This is a genomic window from Flagellimonas sp. CMM7, from assembly GCF_021390195.1.
Classification (GTDB): Bacteria; Bacteroidota; Bacteroidia; order Flavobacteriales; family Flavobacteriaceae; genus Flagellimonas.
Genome location: NZ_CP090003.1, coordinates 3,874,221 through 3,893,971 on the forward strand (window position 1 = coordinate 3,874,221; position 19,751 = coordinate 3,893,971).

16 protein-coding genes are annotated in these 19,751 nt (G+C 37.0%); 6 read left to right on the forward strand and 10 right to left on the reverse strand.

The window, feature by feature from the left end; translation table 11 throughout:
* Window positions 1-68 precede the first annotated feature (68 nt).
* A complete protein-coding gene (locus tag LV704_RS17485) occupies window positions 69-2,981 on the forward strand; it encodes an FAD-binding and (Fe-S)-binding domain-containing protein (RefSeq protein WP_163422457.1) in 2,913 nt (970 codons plus the stop codon).
* On the opposite strand, the gene LV704_RS17490 is transcribed toward LV704_RS17485, so the two are convergent.
* Window positions 2,952-3,857, reverse strand: coding sequence for a UDP-2,3-diacylglucosamine diphosphatase (locus LV704_RS17490; protein ID WP_163422455.1), 906 nt, complete (start codon window positions 3,855-3,857; stop codon window positions 2,952-2,954). The two genes, LV704_RS17485 and LV704_RS17490, sit on opposite strands and share 30 nt — an antisense overlap.
* A 192-nt stretch (window positions 3,858-4,049) precedes the next feature.
* Here LV704_RS17490 and aroC point away from each other — a divergent pair, with 192 nt between their 5' ends.
* Genes aroC through LV704_RS17515 form a run of 5 tightly spaced genes read left to right on the forward strand, consistent with a single transcriptional unit; the run spans window position 4,050 to window position 9,530 of the window.
* Window positions 4,050-5,114: a chorismate synthase gene (gene aroC, locus LV704_RS17495; RefSeq protein WP_163422453.1), complete on the forward strand. Its 1,065-nt coding sequence runs from the start codon at window positions 4,050-4,052 to the stop codon at window positions 5,112-5,114.
* 56 nt (window positions 5,115-5,170) lie between these two features.
* A complete protein-coding gene (locus LV704_RS17500) occupies window positions 5,171-6,496 on the forward strand; it encodes a dicarboxylate/amino acid:cation symporter (RefSeq protein WP_163422451.1) in 1,326 nt (441 codons plus the stop codon).
* 16 nt (window positions 6,497-6,512) lie between these two features.
* The gene (gene gshB / locus LV704_RS17505; protein ID WP_163422449.1) at window positions 6,513-7,544 is read left to right on the forward strand and encodes a glutathione synthase; all 1,032 of its coding nucleotides are present in this window, start codon (window positions 6,513-6,515) and stop codon (window positions 7,542-7,544) included.
* Complete coding sequence (locus LV704_RS17510; RefSeq protein ID WP_163422447.1) at window positions 7,537-8,361, forward strand: N-formylglutamate amidohydrolase; 825 nt, start codon at window positions 7,537-7,539, stop codon at window positions 8,359-8,361. Before gshB ends, LV704_RS17510 begins: the two co-directional genes overlap by 8 nt.
* Complete coding sequence (locus LV704_RS17515) at window positions 8,358-9,530, forward strand: flavohemoglobin expression-modulating QEGLA motif protein (RefSeq protein WP_163422445.1); 1,173 nt, start codon at window positions 8,358-8,360, stop codon at window positions 9,528-9,530. The genes LV704_RS17510 and LV704_RS17515 overlap by 4 nt, the downstream gene beginning before the upstream one ends.
* A gap of 45 nt (window positions 9,531-9,575) precedes the next feature.
* On the opposite strand, the gene LV704_RS17520 is transcribed toward LV704_RS17515, so the two are convergent.
* From LV704_RS17520 to LV704_RS17560, 9 genes are all read right to left on the reverse strand, one after another.
* A complete protein-coding gene (locus tag LV704_RS17520; protein WP_163422443.1) occupies window positions 9,576-10,823 on the reverse strand; it encodes a mechanosensitive ion channel family protein in 1,248 nt (415 codons plus the stop codon).
* Between the two features lie 5 nt (window positions 10,824-10,828).
* A complete protein-coding gene (locus LV704_RS17525) occupies window positions 10,829-11,236 on the reverse strand; it encodes a thiol-disulfide oxidoreductase DCC family protein (RefSeq protein ID WP_163422441.1) in 408 nt (135 codons plus the stop codon).
* A 127-nt stretch (window positions 11,237-11,363) separates the two neighbouring features.
* On the reverse strand, window positions 11,364-12,614 hold the full coding sequence (locus tag LV704_RS17530; protein WP_163422439.1) for an amidohydrolase family protein: 1,251 nt from the start codon (window positions 12,612-12,614) through the stop codon (window positions 11,364-11,366).
* A gap of 125 nt (window positions 12,615-12,739) precedes the next feature.
* Window positions 12,740-13,036 carry an antibiotic biosynthesis monooxygenase gene (locus tag LV704_RS17535; RefSeq protein ID WP_163422431.1) on the reverse strand — a complete coding sequence of 99 codons (297 nt, stop codon included), beginning with the start codon at window positions 13,034-13,036 and terminating at the stop codon, window positions 12,740-12,742.
* Window positions 13,037-13,095: 59 nt separating this feature from the next.
* Window positions 13,096-13,956 (reverse strand): CPBP family intramembrane glutamic endopeptidase, encoded by an 861-nt coding sequence (locus tag LV704_RS17540; protein WP_163422429.1) that lies wholly within the window; start codon window positions 13,954-13,956, stop codon window positions 13,096-13,098.
* A 173-nt stretch (window positions 13,957-14,129) separates the two neighbouring features.
* On the reverse strand, window positions 14,130-15,632 hold the full coding sequence (locus LV704_RS17545) for a S10 family peptidase (RefSeq protein WP_163422427.1): 1,503 nt from the start codon (window positions 15,630-15,632) through the stop codon (window positions 14,130-14,132).
* A 98-nt stretch (window positions 15,633-15,730) separates the two neighbouring features.
* Complete coding sequence (locus tag LV704_RS17550) at window positions 15,731-16,048, reverse strand: hypothetical protein (RefSeq protein ID WP_163422425.1); 318 nt, start codon at window positions 16,046-16,048, stop codon at window positions 15,731-15,733.
* Window positions 16,049-16,075: 27 nt separating this feature from the next.
* Window positions 16,076-17,308 (reverse strand): DUF3999 family protein, encoded by a 1,233-nt coding sequence (locus tag LV704_RS17555; RefSeq protein WP_163422423.1) that lies wholly within the window; start codon window positions 17,306-17,308, stop codon window positions 16,076-16,078.
* Complete coding sequence (locus LV704_RS17560; RefSeq protein WP_163422422.1) at window positions 17,292-19,667, reverse strand: DUF2339 domain-containing protein; 2,376 nt, start codon at window positions 19,665-19,667, stop codon at window positions 17,292-17,294. The genes LV704_RS17555 and LV704_RS17560 overlap by 17 nt, the downstream gene beginning before the upstream one ends.
* Between the last annotated feature and the right edge of the window lie 84 nt (window positions 19,668-19,751).

Consider the following 19,751-nt stretch of genomic DNA (forward strand, 5'->3'; position numbering starts at 1 on the left):
AATTAAAGATAGCTTTGTAAAGCTTTCTGACAATAAAACTTATTTTGACAACCAAAAATTGTTCCAGATTGGATAAAACTCTCTTAAAATCTCTCACTCAAGAATTACAAGGCGAATTATTAATAGATGATTTAAGTAGGACGCTATATGCGACGGATGCATCTGTTTACAGAAAGCAACCTACAGCGGTGGCTTACCCCTTAACCAAGGAAGATATCCAGGTTTTAATCTCCTTTGCCAACAAACATGGTATTGGGTTGATTCCTAGAACAGCAGGAACTTCTTTGGCGGGACAATGCGTAGGGGAAGGTATTGTGGTAGATGTTTCCAAACATTTTACTCGAATCCTACATTTAGACAAGGATAAAAAACAAGTTAAGGTTCAACCTGGTGTCGTTAGGGATGAACTAAATCAATATTTAAAACCATTTGGTCTTTTTTTTGGACCAAATACGTCAACATCCAATAGGTGTATGATTGGCGGAATGGTGGGCAATAATTCTTCAGGTACAACATCTATTCAATATGGTGTTACTAGAGATAAAGTAGTTGCTCTTAACTGCGTATTATCTGATGGAAGTGAAGCTTTTTTTGCTGATTTGGATAAAGATGAATTTGAAAGCAAAAAGAATCAAAATTCACTTGAAGGCCTTATTTATTCAACAATTGATGCAGAACTTTCCAGCACTGAGAATCAGGAAAACATTAGAACGGAATTTCCAAAACCCAGTATTCATAGAAGAAACACTGGTTATGCTGTGGATGAACTCTTAAAGAACAATGTTTTTGGAGGTAACGAGGGAGATTTTAACTTATGTAAATTGTTGTCCGGGAGTGAAGGTACCTTGGCTTTTACTACAGAAATCACCTTACAATTGGATGATACGCCTCCGCCTTTATCAGCAATGGTGGCGACCCATTATAGCAGCTTGGAAGATTGTTTGAGTGATGTTGCCCCTGTTATGCAACATAATTTGCATACCTGCGAAATGATGGACAAAGTTATTCTTGATTGTACAAAGAACAACAGGGCACAATTGGTTAACCGCTTTTTTGTGGATGGAGATCCTGCTGGAATTTTAATGTTGGAGGTAAAAGCCAATACCGATGATGAACTGGAAAAACAACTTCGGGGGTTGTTAACGACCATTGAGAAATCTGGGTTGAGCTATGCTAGTCCTGTTTTAAAAGGAGATGATATCAACAAAGCACTTGAACTGCGCAAAGCAGGGTTGGGTCTATTGGGAAATATGGTAGGTGATCGTAAGGCTGTTGCTTGTATTGAAGACACTGCGGTAGCTCTGGAAGATTTAAAAGACTTTATTGGTGAATTCACTAAAATCATGAAAGGTTATGATCAAGATGCGGTCTATTACGCCCATGCAGGAGCTGGTGAATTGCACTTAAGACCCATTCTTAATTTAAAAAAATCAGAGGATGTTGCTTTATTCCGTGCCATTACAACAGATGTAGCAAAACTGACCAAAAAATATAAGGGCAGCTTTAGTGGCGAACATGGAGATGGAATAGTAAGAGCAGAATTTATTCCCCTAATGATTGGGGAAGCCAATTATGAATTACTGAAACGGATAAAATCTGTTTTTGACCCGAATACTATTTTCAACCCAGGAAAAATTGTAGATGCTTTTCCTATGGATGAATCGCTGCGGTATGAAATTAATCGCGTTGAGCCCGAGGTAAAGACATTAATGGATTTTTCAGATAGCGAAGGAATTCTAAAAGCTGCTGAAAAATGTAATGGCAGTGGCGATTGTCGCAAAAGCCATAATATGTATGGAGGCATGTGTCCCAGTTATCATGCTACGAAAAATGAGAAGGATACCACGCGAGGTAGAGCCAATGCTTTGCGAGAGTTTTTGACCAATTCAGAAAAGCCAAATAAGTTTGATCAAAAAGAACTGAAAGAGGTTTTTGACCTTTGTTTAAGTTGTAAAGCTTGTGCTAGCGAGTGCCCCAGTAATGTAGATGTGGCTACTTTAAAAGCAGAGTTTCTTTATCAATATCAGGAAACAAATGGTTATCCATTGCGGAGCAAGCTGTTCGCTCATAATACGCGGTTCAATGCTCTTGGGAGTAAACTCCCCAGCTTGACCAACTCTATTTATAAGTCAAAAGCACTGGGAGGGTTGCTTAAAAAAACATCGGGGGTAGCCTCGGAAAGATCTCTTCCAAAGGTTTACAATTTCAATTTTGATAACTATTTAAAAAAATTGAGGGTAGAAAACGCACAATCTTTAAAGAAGGTGGTGCTATATATTGATGAGTTCACTCAGTATTTGGATATTGAAGTAGGCAAAGATGCTATTGAACTGCTTTGTAAGCTTGGTTATGATGTACAGTTGTTTTATGCGGAAAGTGGAAGAACATATTTGTCCAAGGGCTTTTTAAAGCAGGCCAAAAAACTGGTAGAGAAGAACATTGGAAATCTAGAAACAATTCTTCAACAGGATATTCCAATTGTAGGCTTGGAACCCTCGGCAATACTATCATTTAGAGATGAATACAAAAGACTCCATGATCATAAAGAGCAAGTGGATATACTTTCTTCAAACTCTTTTTTGGCCGAAGAATTTTTAGCTTCGGAGATTAGCAATGGAAACATAACTTCTGATAGTTTTACCCTAGAGGAAAAAGTGGTAAAGATTCATAGTCACTGCCACCAGAAGGCGTTATCCAATCAGAAAGTTACATTTGATGCACTTAACCTGCCTAAAAATTATAAGGTTTCCATAATTGCATCGGGTTGTTGTGGAATGGCAGGCTCTTTTGGGTATGAAAAAGAACATTATGAAATCAGCATGAAGGTAGGTGAGCTAAAATTGTTCCCAGCTGTGCGGAAAAGCCCGGAGGAAACCATAATTTCAGCAAACGGGACAAGTTGTAGACATCAGATTAAAGATGGAACAGAAAGGGATTCACAACATCCAGTTTCAATTTTGCGTCAAGCCTTGGTTATTTAAGGTTTTTTCGTCTTTTTTTTCTTTTACAACTTCAGCGATGGTTTTAATATCCAATTCTTTGTCTGTTATAGAATCGATAAGCTCATTCATGTCCATTTCCTTAAGCTCTTCGTCAACAAAGAAAGGCGATAGCTTGTCATGATTATAATGGTATACTCTCCAACGTTTAAAAGAGTACTCCAACGCTGTCAAGTTTTCTATCCAATCCCCAGAATTAAGGTAAAGACAACTTCCATGTTTATTTTCATAACGCTCTTTCTTGGGTTGATGAATATGGCCGCAGATAACATAATCATAGTCGTTTTCAATGGCAAGGTCGCCAGCGGTCTTTTCAAAGTTGTTGATATACTTTATAGCGCCTTTAATGCTATTTTTTATGCGTTTGGAGAGCGAATATCGTTCACGTCCCATCTTGGCCAAGCACCAATTAATGAAACTGTTTATCAGGATAAGAATATCGTAACCATATCCACCAAGTTTTGCCAGCCATTTTGCATTCTGTATAGACACGTCAAAAACATCACCATGAAAAATCCATGCCTTTTTACCATCTAAATTGAGTACAAGTTTGTTGGCAATTTTAAAATTACCCATTGAAGTATCACTAAACTTACGGAGCATTTCATCATGATTTCCAGTAATGTAGTGTACTTCAGTACCTTTGGAAGCCATGCCAATAATCTTCCTGAGCACTTTTAAGTGTGAAGCTGGGAAATAATGTTTGCTAAATTGCCAAATATCAATGATATCCCCATTCAAGATAAGTTTCTTGGGTTGTATACTATTTAAGTAAGCAATAAGTTCATCTGCATGACAGCCGTATGTTCCTAAGTGAACATCTGAAATAACGGCTAGCTCTATCTTCCTTTTTTTCAACGGTATAGGTTTGTTTACAAAATAACGGTGTAGGAATAAACTTAAAATTAAATTGAGATGAATAATTTATAAGCATACCGTTAAAAAAACATCAACCGACACCCTTATACATTACATAAACATTAACTGGCAAGCTTTTTTTTGAAAAAGATTTATAACATCTACCTTTGAAGCTTATTGAATTTTAGGTAAATGGCAGGAAACACTTTTGGACAGCTTTTTAAACTTACATCTTTTGGAGAATCTCATGGTAGAGCGCTTGGAGGCGTAATTGATGGCTGCCCGGCTGGAATAGCATTGGATATAGAAAAAATCCAATTGGAATTAAATAGAAGAAAACCAGGCCAATCTGCCATAGTTACACAACGAAAGGAGCCAGATACAGTTGAGATTTATTCTGGTCTCTTTGAAGGAAAAACTACAGGGACTCCAATAGGTTTTGCTATTCATAATACCAACCAAAAATCCAAGGATTATTCACATATAAAGGATTCGTACAGACCTTCTCATGCTGATTACGTTTATGATAAAAAGTATGGATTTAGGGATTATAGAGGTGGAGGTAGAAGTTCAGCAAGGGAAACAGCAAGTAGAGTAGTAGCGGGAGCTATTGCAAAACAATTCCTTCAAGACGTAAAAATCAATGCTTTTGTTTCTCAGGTGGGAACAATGAAATTGAAAAAGGACTACAAAGAACTTGACTTTTCCAAGATAGAAGCCAATCCAGTGCGTTGTCCCGATATGGAAACAGCTGGCCGTATGGAAGAATACATAAAATCCATTAAAAAGGAAGGTGATACCATTGGTGGTGTCATTACCTGTGTCATTCAAAATGTACCAATTGGTTTGGGTGAGCCAGTGTTTGATAAGTTGCATGCAACTTTAGGCGGTGCAATGTTATCCATCAATGCTGTAAAGGGTTTTGAGTATGGCAGCGGGTTTCATGGCGTTACCATGAAAGGTAGTGAGCATAATGATTCCTACAATAGTGATGGCACTACCACAACAAATCTTAGTGGAGGCATTCAAGGAGGTATCAGCAATGGGATGGACATTTATTTTAATGTAGCGTTTAAACCCGTTGCCACTGTGCTTCAATCTTATGAAACCATCAATAAAGAAGGTGAAAAAGTTACTACTCAAGGCAAAGGAAGACATGATCCTTGCGTAGTTCCAAGAGCAGTACCCATTGTTGAAGCAATGGCCGCTATGGTTTTGGCGGACTTCGCCCTTTTGGCGCGTACTAACAAAATATAATCGCTTCTTTAATTTTTTTCCACTCAAAATAGTATCTTACTACGCAAATTCCAACTATGCGTAAATTAGAATTACACTGGAAAATCCTTATCGGGATGGTGTTAGGTATTGTTTTTGGCTTTGTTATGACCCAAGTTGATTGGGGCAAGGGTTTTGTTTCCGACTGGATTCAACCGCTGGGAACAATTTTTGTTAAACTGCTTAAACTTATCGCCATTCCTTTGATTATTGCCTCCTTGGTCAAAGGAATTTCAGATTTAAAGGATATTTCTAAGTTTAGGAATATTGGGTTAAGAACTATAGGCATCTATATTTTAACCACTGTTGTAGCAATATCCATAGGATTACTGCTAGTTAATGCATTACAACCAGGAAATGGTATTTCAGAAGAAACAGTAACCAAATTAACCCAAACCTATGCAACCGATTCAGGGGTTACCTCCAAAATAGCTGAAGCTACTCGCCAGAAAGATAGCGGCCCTTTGCAGTTTTTAGAGGATATGGTGCCAGATAATGCCTTAAAAGCGATGAGTGATAACGGTCTTATGCTTCAAGTGATCTTTTTCACCATATTTCTGGGCATTTCTATGTTATTGATAGGAGAGGAAAGGGCTAAACCGTTAAAAGATTTTTTTGACTCCTTAAATGATGTAGTCTTAAAAATGGTGGATTTAATCATGCTTTCGGCTCCTTATGCAGTGTTCGCTTTGTTGGCTGGAGTAGTGGTATCATCAAGTGATCCAGATTTACTGCTGGCCCTATTGAAATATGCAGGAGTTGTAGTTGGAGGACTATTCTTAATGATAGTGTTTTACAGCGTTGTTGTATCCGTTTACACCAAAAAGAATCCATTTTGGTTTTTAAAAGAAATGAGTCCCGCACAATTATTGGCTTTTTCTACAAGTTCCAGTGCCGCCACTTTACCGGTTACTATGGAGAGAGTTGAGGAGCACATAGGAGTAGACAAAGAAGTGTCCAGTTTTGTTTTGCCCGTAGGTGCAACTATTAATATGGATGGTACAAGTCTGTATCAGGGCGTTGCGGCGGTTTTCATTTCGCAAGCGCTAGGTTTTGATCTAACTTTTGGTGACCAATTAACCATAGTACTAACCGCTTTGTTAGCTTCCATTGGCTCTGCGGCAGTACCAGGTGCCGGAATGGTCATGTTGGTGATTGTCTTGGAGTCCATAGGTTTTCCAGCGGATAAATTGGCCATAGGTTTGGCATTGATTTTTGCTGTAGATAGACCTTTGGATATGTGCAGAACTATAGTGAATGTAACAGGAGACGCAATGGTATCCATGGTTGTTGCAAAATCAGTTGGCAAACTTGGCAAACCAAATATAAAAGAGTGGGATGACCACTTGGATGAAGTGAAATAACAAATCAACTAGAGCTATGAACATCTGTTTTTTAATGTACCCTTGGGAGGAAATTGATCCAGAAAATGATACAAGTCTTGCACTTATTCATGAATGTGTAAAACGAAAACATGGTGTAGCCCTATGTACCCCGGCCAATCTAACCATAAGAAACAGTGTTACCAGTGCTTTTTGTACGGTGGTCAACAAAATGGAAAAGGTCTCCAGTAATTTAAAAACGTTTTATAAACAGGCATCATTGCGGGAAGAAATGCTCCCTTTGGCGGGGTTTGACGTGATTTTTATGCGTGCCAACCCTCCTCTAGATCCATTAATGCTCAACTTTTTGGACTCTGTAAAAGACGATGTGTTTATTATGAATTCCCTTCAAGGGCTTCGTGAAGCAAATAACAAACTCTATACGGCGGCCTTTGGGGATAGTCATAGCAATATTATTCCCGTAACCCATGTTTCAAAAAACAAGAACTATTTGGTAAGGCAAATCAACGAATCCGAAGCGGATAAAATGATTTTAAAACCATTAAATGGTTTTGGGGGCTCTGGTGTTATCCTAATTGAAAGAGCTGCAATGTCTAATATTAAATCATTATTAGATTTTTATGTAACCAACTCAGATGGAACATCTAACTATGTTATACTTCAAGAATACATTGAAGGTGCCGATCAAGGAGATGTAAGGGTTTTAATATTGAATGGAGAGCCCATTGGTGCTATGAGACGAATACCAGGTTCTGATGATCATAGATCCAATGTTTCTGCAGGTGGCACAGTTGCCAAACACACTTTAACAAAAGAAGAAAAAGCACTTTGCAAACAGATTGGCCCTAAGTTGGTCAATGACGGACTTTATTTTGTGGGCATTGATGTAATAGGAGGAAAGCTTGTTGAGGTAAACGTGATGTCGCCGGGCGGAATTACATATATGAACAAGGTCTACAAAACAAAAATACAATGTAAGGTCATTGATTTTGTTGAAAGCAAAGTCATCGATAAATTACAGGCCTTTGATAGGAGGTCCAGATTACGAAGCGAAGTTGAGAATGCATAAATTATCAGTTTCTGATATTATTTCCAATATTGAATCAGGGAAAGCTTTTGAGGCGGTTTCCGATGATTATTCTTTTACGTTAAAAATTGAAAAATATGTTCCCTATATATGTGGGGCAGTACATGATGGGCATCAGTTTCGTCAGTCGCTATGGGATAATTGTTTACATACGGAGTATGAACGCTGGTATGAAGAAGACCCCTGCACCAAACAAATGGTGCATAGCTTTCCAATAGTAATTGCCGGTTGCGACAGCAGGTTTGAATACGATTTGAATCGACCTCCAGAAACAGCAATCTTTGATACGGCATGGGGCAAACAGCTGTGGAAAGAAACTTTACCGGAAAACGAAAAACAACATAGTCTTGGTAAACATGCAAATTTCTATAAGGTGGTGAACACTTTAATAGGGAAATTAGAATCCAATTTTCAAAACGTGATTGTTTTTGATATGCATAGCTATAATTGGAAACGATGGGATAGGGAAGTCCCAGTATGGAATTTGGGAACTTCTAACGTGGATAACGATAGGTATGGAAATTTAATAGAAAATTGGAGAGCCAAATTGGGAGCCTTGCAATTGCCAAATGGAATACAATCAACCTCTAAAATCAACGATACCTTCCAAGGAAATGGCTATTTTTTGAAATACATCACACAAAACTTCAGAAACACTTTGGTTTTGGCTACAGAAATCTCCAAAATATACTGCGATGAACTTTCCGGCGTTATTTATCCCGAAGTAGTTAAATCCGTTGAGAATCAACTTAAAGATTTGATACCTTTGCAAGTTGAAGAATTTCACAAGAGTGTATGATTAAGGCAACACAACAACAAGAACTACAAAAGGAATATCCTGCGCTATTTGATATTGACTCGAACCTTGATCGCTTAGTAAAACGAATTGAGTTGCTCAGCTATGTGAATCCCTTGAACATAGAAAAGGAGAAACATCGCTTTTTTGCTTCAAAATATACCAAAGAGCCAGAATTCAAGTATCCAAAACTAAAATTTGACCCCTATAAACTGCAACGACTTTTCTTTTCACAACGATTGGAACGTATTGAGGATGAATCTATCCGTAAGCTATATCAAGATGTGATATATTATTATGCCAATATGATTCAATGCATTGAGACCATTGGACGAGGAAAAAATTTTTACTATAATTCCCTTAGAGCATTTGGTACTCCTACAGAAAAGGATGTTCAGAATGCTAGGTTTATACTTCACTTTAAGGACGAGCCCAGTTCGGTAGATATGGACAAAGTGTTTTCTCCAGATGATGCCAAAACCTATTTTGAAGACTATATAACACGCTATAACTTCCCATTAAAAATTCGCTTTTCAACCAATATAGCTGCAGAGGCGATGGTTAGTAATAGTTCGCAGACCTTGTTGATAAAGAAGAATGTAAAGTTCAGTAAAAATCAATTGTTGACCTTGGCCAATCATGAAATAGGAGTGCATTTGGTGACCACATTCAATGGTCTAGATCAGCCATTAAAAATATTTTCCAATGGATTACCCAAAAATGTGGAAACCCAAGAAGGATTATCTGTTTTTAGTGAATATATGGGAGGTGCTCTTACGCTAAAGCGATTAAAAGAATTAGCCTATAGAGTAATGGCTGCGGATGGTCTTATAAAGGGCTATAGCTTTGCTGATACTTTTGATTTGATTCATGGTCAATATAAGTTGAATAAGGAAGAAGCATTTGGGATTACGTTAAGAGCTCATCGAGGAGGTGGTTTTACCAAAGATAGATTGTATTTAAGTGGATTGCGAAAAATATACAAACGATATCAAAATGAAGAACCTTTAGATGTTCTATTTACAGGTAAGGTTTCATTAGACTATGAAGAGCAGATTGACCATCTGAAGCAATTAGGTTTGGCGCAACCTATTACACATAAAAGTCTGTCATTTGAGCAAAAGCTGAACACCAACAAGATTTTAGATTTTATATTGAACAACCTTAAATAAGCGTGTTGTTTGGAACTAGGTGAGAAGTTTAAAACATCTGCCGCATCACTTTAATTTAAAATTTCCGCTACTGGGCAATTCAAAGCCTTCAAGATTAAAGAAGGGAATGGCAGCCAAAAGGTGATCAAATATGTCCGCCATAATATATTCATAGTTCTCCCAGCGTTTATCACTACTGAAGGCATATATCTCTAACGGTATTCCTTGCGAAGTAGGGGGCAATTGACGGGCCATAATCATCATTTCTTTATTAATACCGGAATGGTTATGTAAATAGGTATCCACATATTTTCTAAAAACACCAACGTTCGTTAGGTTCTTACCGTTTATTAACAGGGATTTATCCACGTTGTTTTCGGTATTATACTTTGTTATATCGGCATCTCTTTTTTTAAGATACTGAGTTAACATTTCTATTTTTTGAAGCGATTCCACATCTTCTTTATTCAAAAAGCGTACACTTTCTTGTTTGATCAAAAGTGCCCTTTTGATACGTCTTCCATCTGAATTGGCCATACCGCGCCAATTCTTGAACGAATCGGAAATCAGGGCATAGGTTGGGATTGTAGTTATAGTTTTATCAAAATTCTGAACTTTTACGGTTGCTAGGTTTATTTCAATAACATCACCATCTGCACCATATTTATCGAAGGTAATCCAATCACCAATACGAACCATATCATTAATAGATACTTGAATACTTGCTACAAAACCCATTATGGTATCTCGAAAAACGAGTATAATTACCGCTGATGCCGTTCCAAGGGCGGTCAGGAACTTCCATAGTTCAACTCCTGTAATTACTGAAAAGGCAAAGAAAAGTCCAATGGCCCATGCAAAAATCATAAACACTTGAATATAGCTGTCTATGGGTTTGTCTTTTAGATTGGGTAAGGTTTTGAGGAAGTCTTTTATGGTATGCAGCAGACTCCTAACAATCCATAAAAAGAGAAAAATACCCAATACTTCGATTACTTTTAATAACAAAGACTCGGTTGCTGGGAAATCCCTAAAAATAAATGGAAGTGCTTTAAACAATATTACTAAAGGGATAATATGTGCAATATTACGTGGAGCGCGATTTTTGACCAGGAAATCATCAAAATGGGTCTTTGAACTTACTGAAAGACGGGAGAACAAACCAATCAGCAGTTTTCTTAAAACAAAATCAATCAGCAACAGAATGACCAGCACACCAATCAGCATAATGGCCATGTTAATATATGCGGCCCATTCGGCTGAAAGTCCAGAATGAACTAAATAGTTATAAATTTTGTGTGAAAGTTGTTCCATGTTCCCTAGTTTAAAAACTTGGCCTTTAATTCAGCAGTAGGAATCATACAGGCATCTTTTCTTCCGAACCATTTGTATCTATTTTTTGCAATAAGGTCGTAAATGACGTCTCGGAAAGATTTAGGTATCCAAGTGAAGATGCCCATTACTTTCCAAAATCCACCGAAACCTTTACTTATTTGTAAAGCAGCATCTGATTTGGTAAAATAGGCAACTCCTGGTTCAATCAATATAATAGAATCTACTTTAGTGGTATCAATAGCACGTTCAGCAATCAACCGTTCTCCAATTTCACTTTGCAGCGCCGCATAGCGAAACGTGTCATTTTTATCTCGTTTGATGATAAATTGGATAGCGCCATTGCAGAGGTTACAGACCCCATCGAACAAGATGATTTTTTTATCATTTTCCACAGTACAAAGATACGGAGCCTTTGTATGAAACCCTAGTTCTTATAAAGGGAGCTTTTAGACGAGTTGCTGTAAAACTGTAAAAATGAGATGACAATTCATCGTTCAAAATTCCAAACAATTCTATCTTTCAATTTAGAATAGTACCCTGTTTAACCCTTAACTTGATTGACTTGTTTATGCTGTCAATACGTTCCAAAGGATTTACATCCAACACTAAAAAACTAGCCTCATAGCCCTCTTTTAAAAAGGCTATCTTTCTGTTGGGAAAGGTTGTGATTGCCGAGTTTTCGCACCACATTTTAAGTAAGTCCAGATTACTGAACAGGTTTAAGTTGTTCAGGAACTGGAATTCTCCCACCGAATTATCATTATACATATCGGAACCAATGGCAATGGTAATGTCTGCATCTTTAAGAATTTTCAAATTTGAACGAATATTCGCTACCAATTGGTCGTAATTGGGCCTTTTAGTGTTTTTCGTTACCAAAGATGCTGTGGTAACCACTATGATATCTTTTTGTTTAGCCAATTTTACGTCGGCTAAAGCAATGGGCTTGCCATTATGAATTTCTGGTAGGTGTGCAATTTCATCGACTCCAGAGGTTACCGCCACATGAAAATCATGAGCTGTGGACACATGTGCACTTACCCTTAAATTGTTAAGGTGTGCTTTTGAAACGATGGCTGGCACTAAGTCTGGATCTAGGCCCTTTTTACCAAAATAAGCGGTATCGTTTTTCCGTTTTAAAAATTCTTCTGAATAAAGCAGGTTGATTTTTATAAAATCGGGCTTGAAAGATAACACCTGATTCCATTTTCGGTTGAGCTCCTTTTCAGTATCCACAATAAAATAACCGTGCGACTCAATTTCTTCTACAGTATTGAAAAGTCCTTCGAAATGGCCATATCCTAAAAATCTTTTTCTCAGAGCAACGGGATGGCCACCAGTTGCTGTTAAAGGGGCATGTGCTAGGCTCACATCTATACCACTTGGTTTGTTGTAATGGTGCATTAATGGATCTATTCGTTTTTTTATGGAGGACAAATGTTTTACATAAAACACACCATTATCCAAGTAGGTGTTAATGCGTTCTTCCAATTCGTAATCGCTTTCCAGGTTATGGTTATGCGCCTCGGCAAAGGGTGGAATCACATATTTACCTGTCAGGTCTATAACAGTATCATTTTGGGTATTCTCCTTAGAAAAACTTAAAATACCGTCTTTTACCCAAACGGTTCTTTCCTCGAAGGTGCTACCATTAAACCACTTACCGCTAGTAAGTTCCATATGCAGGCTTTCTGGGTTTTTGATTGCCGTTTTTTGGGCGTAGGAACAAAAAAGCGAGGTAAGGACAAACCCAAAAACTAGTTTTTTCATGGCTGTGGTGTTTATATAAAGACGAGAACTATTTTAAAATGTGACACCTTTAGATTTGTTGTCCGTAATCTTGATTAAACATATACTTCAAGATAAAATCTTGCAAGAGCTAGAGGTACTTCATCTTAGCTTGTAAAATCATCAATTTCCCTAAAGATTTCTACGGAGACCCGTTCTCCCAAATCATGCATGGATCCCATTTGGCTATGGTTGCCCTCATGCCAAAATTTCTTCCAGTAATCAAGAGAATCCCACCTTGCTATAGTTTTTATTGCTGTTGGGTCATTATCGCTTTGTAACATAAAACTACCTCTAGCTCCCTTAACCTCTTTATGAATTTTATTGGTTGTTGCTTTCCACGTCTCAACAAAAAGTTCCAATTTTTCTGGTGCTACGTTCCAGTGGTATATAATCCGTATCATTTATTTTTATTTACACTCAACATGAACAATCTTCCGTTAGCTGTTGCTAGAACAAGAAATTATTTATAGCTCTTACTGTAGCTTGTTTTTACTATTTTATTTTGTCTAATTGATAATCTCAAAAATAGAATACAAACTATAAGCAGTAAAATTATGGAGAAAATAGAATCTTCTATGCCAAAGTCACTTCCTATGAGTAGAGTGGGGCCGTTAAAATTGGAATTAAGGATATGCTCTTCTTCTGTGCCAGAGAGGTTAGAACCATAAAATGGTTGCGCAAAGTTCCACCCTAAATGAAACGCAAAAGGTAACCATAACCTTTTTGTATAGGTGTACATTATGCTATGTGCAAATCCAAAGGTCAATAGCAGCAGAACCGATAGCAATGTAACATTGTCATTTAACAAATGTGGCACTGTAAAAATTATAGATATTATGAGCAAAGCCAAGTAAGTTCCCAGCCAATTTTCGGTAATTCGATATATGATCAGTCTAAAAAAAACCTCTTCAATTAAAGCTGCGATTATCAGAAATGAAAAAGGCGCTAACAGATAAGAAAAGTCAGAAATGCCATCAACGGTAAAGTAACCCAATAAATACAGTATTAATATGACCAATGATAAAACCGAAAATCCAAACAGAAAACCACCAAACAATTCTGTTTTTAAATTTGTTTTAGAGAGTTCTTTAATGTCTCTTTTATCAGCTATTTTGAAAAAATAAAAATAGCATGCTAACAATACAACAACAGAAATATAATTTACAATGGTGTCTCCAATTGGCTTACTGTCAATAAAGTGATGTATTAAGGGCTTTGTGACTAAATTTTGAATCCCGATAAGCACGGCAAGACAGATTGCAATGCCCAAAACCATTTTAACTATGGGAAAGTGAACTATTTTTTTTAAGGTAAGTTTCATTAATAAAATCTCAGTTTAGTTCAAAAAAGTTATATCAACCGATACTGAAACAAGTTCAGCACAAGTAAGTAAGTTCGCTGAATTTCCTTTCAATATCAATAGTTGGGTAAAGAAAGGTAAAAGAGCCATATAAGGCTCCTCTTTTTATAAGTCTACAGATAACAACTTACCTACTAGTTGGTGGTTTGATCGATAAACGCGTCCACATCCTTTTTAAATTTCTGCATAGAAGGTATATGTGTATACATCATATGGCCAGCCTCATAATATTTCATGATGATGTTCTTTTTTAAATCAGCATCCAATCCCATATGGTTTATGGAATGCTCTACGCCATAAAAGACCGTGGCCAGATCGTAATATCCGTTAAGGATTAAAATCTTTAAATTAGGGTTTCTTTTCATGGCAGAGGTCATGTCTGGCAAGGTGGTTGTGGCCACTTGCATGTTCCAAACAACGTTACCATTATGTTTCCAATCCCACTTAAAATTTTTCCTGGTACTTGCACTAGTGGTATAGCTCAAATCTTTTCTAACGTTTAAATCGTTGTACAAATAGTCCTTAAAAGCAGAGATGTATGGTGGAGAGATGGCATCGCTCTGCGGGTCTGTAAGCGACGACTGCGACAACGGATCCTCATTGATTCCGGTAAATCTAGAATCTAGCCTACCTACTGTAAGACCTTTATCTCTTAGTGCTTCTTGAAAATACTCGCCATTGGTGACCCTTAGGTCAGCTTTTAAGTAATACGCTTGGCTTACCCCAGAATAGTCCGCCAACTTTTGTGCGACAGCTGCTTTTTCCGAAGCGCTTAATTGATCGCCTTTCAGTAGGGCAGGAGCATATTCGTTTTGGGTAAAGGTTCTTACCTCAGCTAGAAAAGCCTCCAAGCTTTCACCCTTGTTTTTTACCTTGTTATGATACCAAGCAGTTGCCGCATAGGTTGGGAAATGAATTAAATAGGCGGTGTCGTCTCCTGGACCAAACAATAAATGCTGTAAATCAAAAACAGCAGATACCATAATCACCCCGTTCATAGTAATACCCTTGTCTTGAAGATGTTTTACCAAGCCGGCATTTCTAAAGGTACCGTAGCTTTCCCCAAGCAAGTATTTGGGAGCGTTCATCTTGTCGGTTTTTATGATAAACTGTTCTATGAACAGACCTATACTGCGGATGTCTTGATCCACACCCCAAAAATCTTCCCATTTGGCATCACCAATAGGTTTGCTAAAGCCAACACCTACAGGGTCTATCATCACCAAATCCGCCTTATCCAAAATGGAAAACTCATTATTGACCACTTTATAAGGAGCTGGTTTGGTATATGAGGGATCATTGATTTCAATGCGTTTTGGTCCCAATACGCCAAAATGCAACCAAAAGGAAGCGGACAATGGACCTCCGTTAAAAGCAAAGACAATGGGTCTATTTTTACTCGAATTCGTTTTTCTATAATGTGTGAAGCCAAATAACGCTATGGGTTTGTCATTTTCATCCCTGAGCTGCACCGTTCCCGTCTCTGTAGCAAGGGTAATAGTTTTTCCATTGATGGTCACGGACTGGGTAGAGGTGAAGATTTCGGCATCAGGAATTTCTTTTTTTTCTGATTTTTCTTGGGCAAATGCAACAAAGGTGAACAGCACGAGCACTGTGGATAACAATTGGTTTTTCATTTGGTGTACTTTGTTAATTAGACTGTTTTTGAGCTCTTTAGAGAGGTGGTTCAAATTAAGGATAAAAATAGTTTTAGAGATAGTTTTGTGCACAAAACTTAAAGGGTACTTACCCTTTTCCTTATCATGACATAGAAGCCCGTAAAATATTCCTTAATCGCCAGAGTTTTGCCCTTATTATCAACTTCAAATGCTAGGTGGTCATAGGGCCATTGTTCAATCCAGAATTTATGATTGCCCAAGTAGATCATAGGATAACAGGTATCTTCAATACAATACACTAAATTTTGGCTTTCACCTATTTTAATTTGGATGGTTCCCCCAATTTTTGAATCGAAACCAGCGTAATCACCCGTGTAATTGGTAGGGTTTTTTAGGGTTTGCTTCTGAAATGAATCGGAAGTGATCCTTCTCAAATTCAATAATTACCATCAAAAGTTAAGCTATTTTTTCTTAATCATTTTTAATGAAAACCACCCGAGCAATAAAATCATTAGAATCATGATTCCCCAGAGCCAATTCTTGTTTTGGAAAAGAGGTTCTGTCACTGGAACCCCGTCCTTTTCTATGGTAAGTTCGTTACCAATCTCTATGGCTGTCAATTCTTTCGGAATCTTATCTGTGAATCGGTCAATATCATAATGCGGCCTTACAGCTTTGTTGTTCCCGTATGTTAAGAAGTAGGTCACAGGTTCTGTAAAACGAGCTACTAGTTCATGAACATATCCTTTTACCTTGATAGTACCGAGTGTTAATGCTTGACTGTCTTGATTGTGAATTAGGATTTTTAATTTTTTAAGTGTTGTGCTACCACATTTAATCTCATTTTCATTAATAGAATTTAAGGTTCCAGACGCGAGCGTACTGTAATTGTATTTCCAACCTTGCTCCGTTTTTAAGCTGTCCGTGAGATATTTTATGGTTACAGGTCGGTAATAATCAAAAGTATCCTTAATGCCTATGTCAATATGGCTAACAGCTGAAGCGAGTTGTAGTTCAATATCAATTTCGGTCTGTTTCAATAGCTTATTTTGTTTTGTTTCCGTCTTCTTAATTGAATGGTTTTCATAAATCCCTTTGGTGATTTCGTATTCCGAAACACTTGCGGCCGACAATTCTGGTTTTTCCTTACTATCTATGAGCAATCGGAAAAAACGATACTTTGAACTCGGAAAAGTCAATTTGGTGAATTGAAAATCGGTTATTTCATTCTTAATTGATAGCATTCGATAATTATCGGTAATGGTGAACCATTCCTGTTGGTCTTGACTGCCCTCAAGCTTAAGCTGCCAATCAAAATTTTGCTGTTTAAATTCTAGTTGGATTTGATTTATTGGTTCTGTTGTGGGAATTTCAAAAGTGAAAAAATACCCCTTATCGTTGTGAGTGGCGGTATTGAGCATTTTGAATACAACTTCCTTATTGGATATCTTTTCCACATTCCGCCGGATTAGATAGGGAGATTCAATGGTGTCATTATTGGTTATGCCAAAGATTCTGATATCCGATAAGTTCTGCGAAACCTTACCAAAGATATCCTTTGGTAAAACCAGTTCATGCCATTGTTCAGAAACCTCTTTTAACTCACGCTTATAATCATACTGTTCCATCTGTCCATAAGCATATGAACATAATAACAAAAGAAGCCAGGTATACGATTTAACTGTTATTTTCATTAGAAATAAAATGTTTGTATTTGTTGTACAAAAATGAAATGATCAAAAGCAATATTCCTAACGATACAAATACAATCGTTTTTGAAATGGTATCAAGATGAGAAATATCATAAAAGAAAAGTTTGATTAGTGTAACTCCGAATAATGAAATGGCCCCAATTCGTAAATGTTTTTTCTTTTTCCAAATTCCGAAAGCGATTAAGAACAACGAATAACTCCCCCAAAGAATGCTTAGTCCAAGTTTGTATGATTGCGTGGATCCCGCAATATCCAACCAGTTGATCAACTCACTGCTTATAATCCACAAAACAGAAATGTGCAGTAGGAAATCAAAAGCAATCTTGAGATTCTTCTTTATAAATTCCTGATGAACATATTGATAGCAAGAAACCAGCGTTAGGATAAAGAATACAAATGAAACATACCTAATTCCAATGTTAAAAATGCCTCTTTGATAGTATTCTGATAAAGTTTGTTCCAAATAGCTTTCACGCAATTCGCTAAGAACATAAAGCCCTTGCGTTAAAAAGACGACAATTGCCAATGTATTTAAGCCAAGATTCATCAATCCTAATGGCTGATTTTTTAACTTTTTTAAATTCACGAAAGAAAGTATTGAAACGAACAACAAGGAATAATTGATGATCCATATTGATTCAAAATCACTTAAATCGTAATTCCAATAATTATTGGGGTATTGTTGGCCTTCTGAAGTAACGTTAAGTATAGAATCCATGAAGAGTTGATCCCAATAATTTGCTATTTCTATACGGAATGAATAGTAAAGCGTATAAATTAGAATCCCCGGAATTAGATAGGAAACAATTTTTGAAGTCCATTTCTCAGGGTTTAATGCAGGCTGGTAATTTTTGTTTCGGTTCAGGAAGCTAATAAACCCAAAAGCTAAAATGAACAGGAGGGAAGTGAGAAAATTAATGTTTAGAAAAGGCAGTACTCTTGATTCTGGGTTTTCAGGATAGTAATTGCCGTATATCGTGTCCCAGTCATGAACGATGCTAAAGAATGCCAAGATCATTAGGGGGTACGATAGTTTTTCATAAATGGAAACATTTTTAGTTCTTCCAATCCAGAATAACAATGCGGCCTCTCCTGCCCATAACAACGTTACCCAATTTCCATCCAATTGAACTGGTACGGCTATTGTAATGAAAACCAAAACCAATCCTGAAACCAGAAAAAATAGATTTTTGTCAGCGAGTTTCTGACGAAAAATTATTGCGCTGACAATAAAATGAACAATGGCGTTGCAGAGCGTGAATACCCCTAATAATTGTTCCCCAGTTTCGTGGGTGTTCAAAATGGCATATCCAAAACCATAGAAAATAAATGAATTTGCCAGTAGTAGCAGAATATCGCCAATGTCAAACTTTTCTTTTTGGAGTATTTTATAGGCAAGAAACGTTAGATAAAATGTTGCGAAGAATATAGATAGAAAAGTAAGTGCCAAACCAAAATGTTCATCCGTTTGATACTTTGATACATACCACAAAAAGAAAATGAACCATGTTAGTCCAAACGAAGAATAGTATAGCGATTTCCAGTGTTTCTTGAATGAAATTATTAGAATACCTACATTAATAATAGCCATGTATGTATATAGTATAGCCACTTTTCCAGAGCCGTCACTTAGTAAAAACGGAACAGCGTATGCTCCCACTAAGCCTATATGGGCAATAACTTGTTTGTTGTAATTAATTGCTGCCACAACGGTAAAAGCCGTAAAAATGACCATGAGTGCAAATGCAAAAAATTGAGGGACTAAGTCATAGAAACTGTAAGCGGCATACGTCATGAAATACATGATTGCAATGGCTCCCCCAACAAGTACCGCACTATAACTTTTATACTTTCTCTTTAATTTAATTCCAAAGCCCAAGAGTCCTACTCCTGCCAAGTATCCTAAGATTATTCTTGTGAGAGGACTGATTAAATCGTGCTCAATAGAATATTTAGCTCCAATGGCCACGCCAATTATGGTGATTCCAATTCCAATTTTATTAATTAGGTTCTCACCTATAAATTTTTCAAGGTCTTTTTTGATTTTTGGAGGAGTGTTTGCCTTTGGAGCGGAATATTTTAATGGTTCTGTTATTGTCTGTTGTTGCGCTGTTGTATGTTCAACTGTTGTTTCTTCTTTTACGATTTCAGAGACCGTATTCGTTAGGGAATCCTCTTTTTTTATTTCTTCTTTTTCTGAGGTTGTTTTTACTTCAGACGTTTTTAGTCTATTTATTTCATCGCTTAAACTATTGATTTCCCGCGAAAAGTCGTTTTGCTTTTCTTGTAGGGTCTCTAGCTTTTTAAGGAGTTGATTTATTTTATCTTGATTGTCGGTCATTTTTTTTGATTTGTGGCGGCGATTTGATATGAAATTGTTTTAATGTTTTATATCCAATGATAAGTGAAGTTCGTGCTTTTCAAT

Bases quoted from the DNA above. Each gene is read 5' to 3' on its own strand.
- aroC (WP_163422453.1), top strand. From the start codon at position 4,050: ATGGCAGGAAACACTTTTGGACAGCTTTTTAAACTTACATCTTTTGGA.
- LV704_RS17500 (WP_163422451.1), top strand. From the start codon at position 5,171: ATGCGTAAATTAGAATTACACTGGAAAATCCTTATCGGGATGGTGTTA.
- gshB (WP_163422449.1), top strand. From the start codon at position 6,513: ATGAACATCTGTTTTTTAATGTACCCTTGGGAGGAAATTGATCCAGAA.
- LV704_RS17510 (WP_163422447.1), top strand. From the start codon at position 7,537: ATGCATAAATTATCAGTTTCTGATATTATTTCCAATATTGAATCAGGG.
- LV704_RS17515 (WP_163422445.1), top strand. From the start codon at position 8,358: ATGATTAAGGCAACACAACAACAAGAACTACAAAAGGAATATCCTGCG.
- LV704_RS17520 (WP_163422443.1), bottom strand. From the start codon at position 10,823: ATGGAACAACTTTCACACAAAATTTATAACTATTTAGTTCATTCTGGA.
- LV704_RS17530 (WP_163422439.1), bottom strand. From the start codon at position 12,614: ATGAAAAAACTAGTTTTTGGGTTTGTCCTTACCTCGCTTTTTTGTTCC.
- LV704_RS17535 (WP_163422431.1), bottom strand. From the start codon at position 13,036: ATGATACGGATTATATACCACTGGAACGTAGCACCAGAAAAATTGGAA.
- LV704_RS17540 (WP_163422429.1), bottom strand. From the start codon at position 13,956: ATGAAACTTACCTTAAAAAAAATAGTTCACTTTCCCATAGTTAAAATG.
- LV704_RS17545 (WP_163422427.1), bottom strand. From the start codon at position 15,632: ATGAAAAACCAATTGTTATCCACAGTGCTCGTGCTGTTCACCTTTGTT.
- LV704_RS17555 (WP_163422423.1), bottom strand. From the start codon at position 17,308: ATGAAAATAACAGTTAAATCGTATACCTGGCTTCTTTTGTTATTATGT.
- LV704_RS17560 (WP_163422422.1), bottom strand. From the start codon at position 19,667: ATGACCGACAATCAAGATAAAATAAATCAACTCCTTAAAAAGCTAGAG.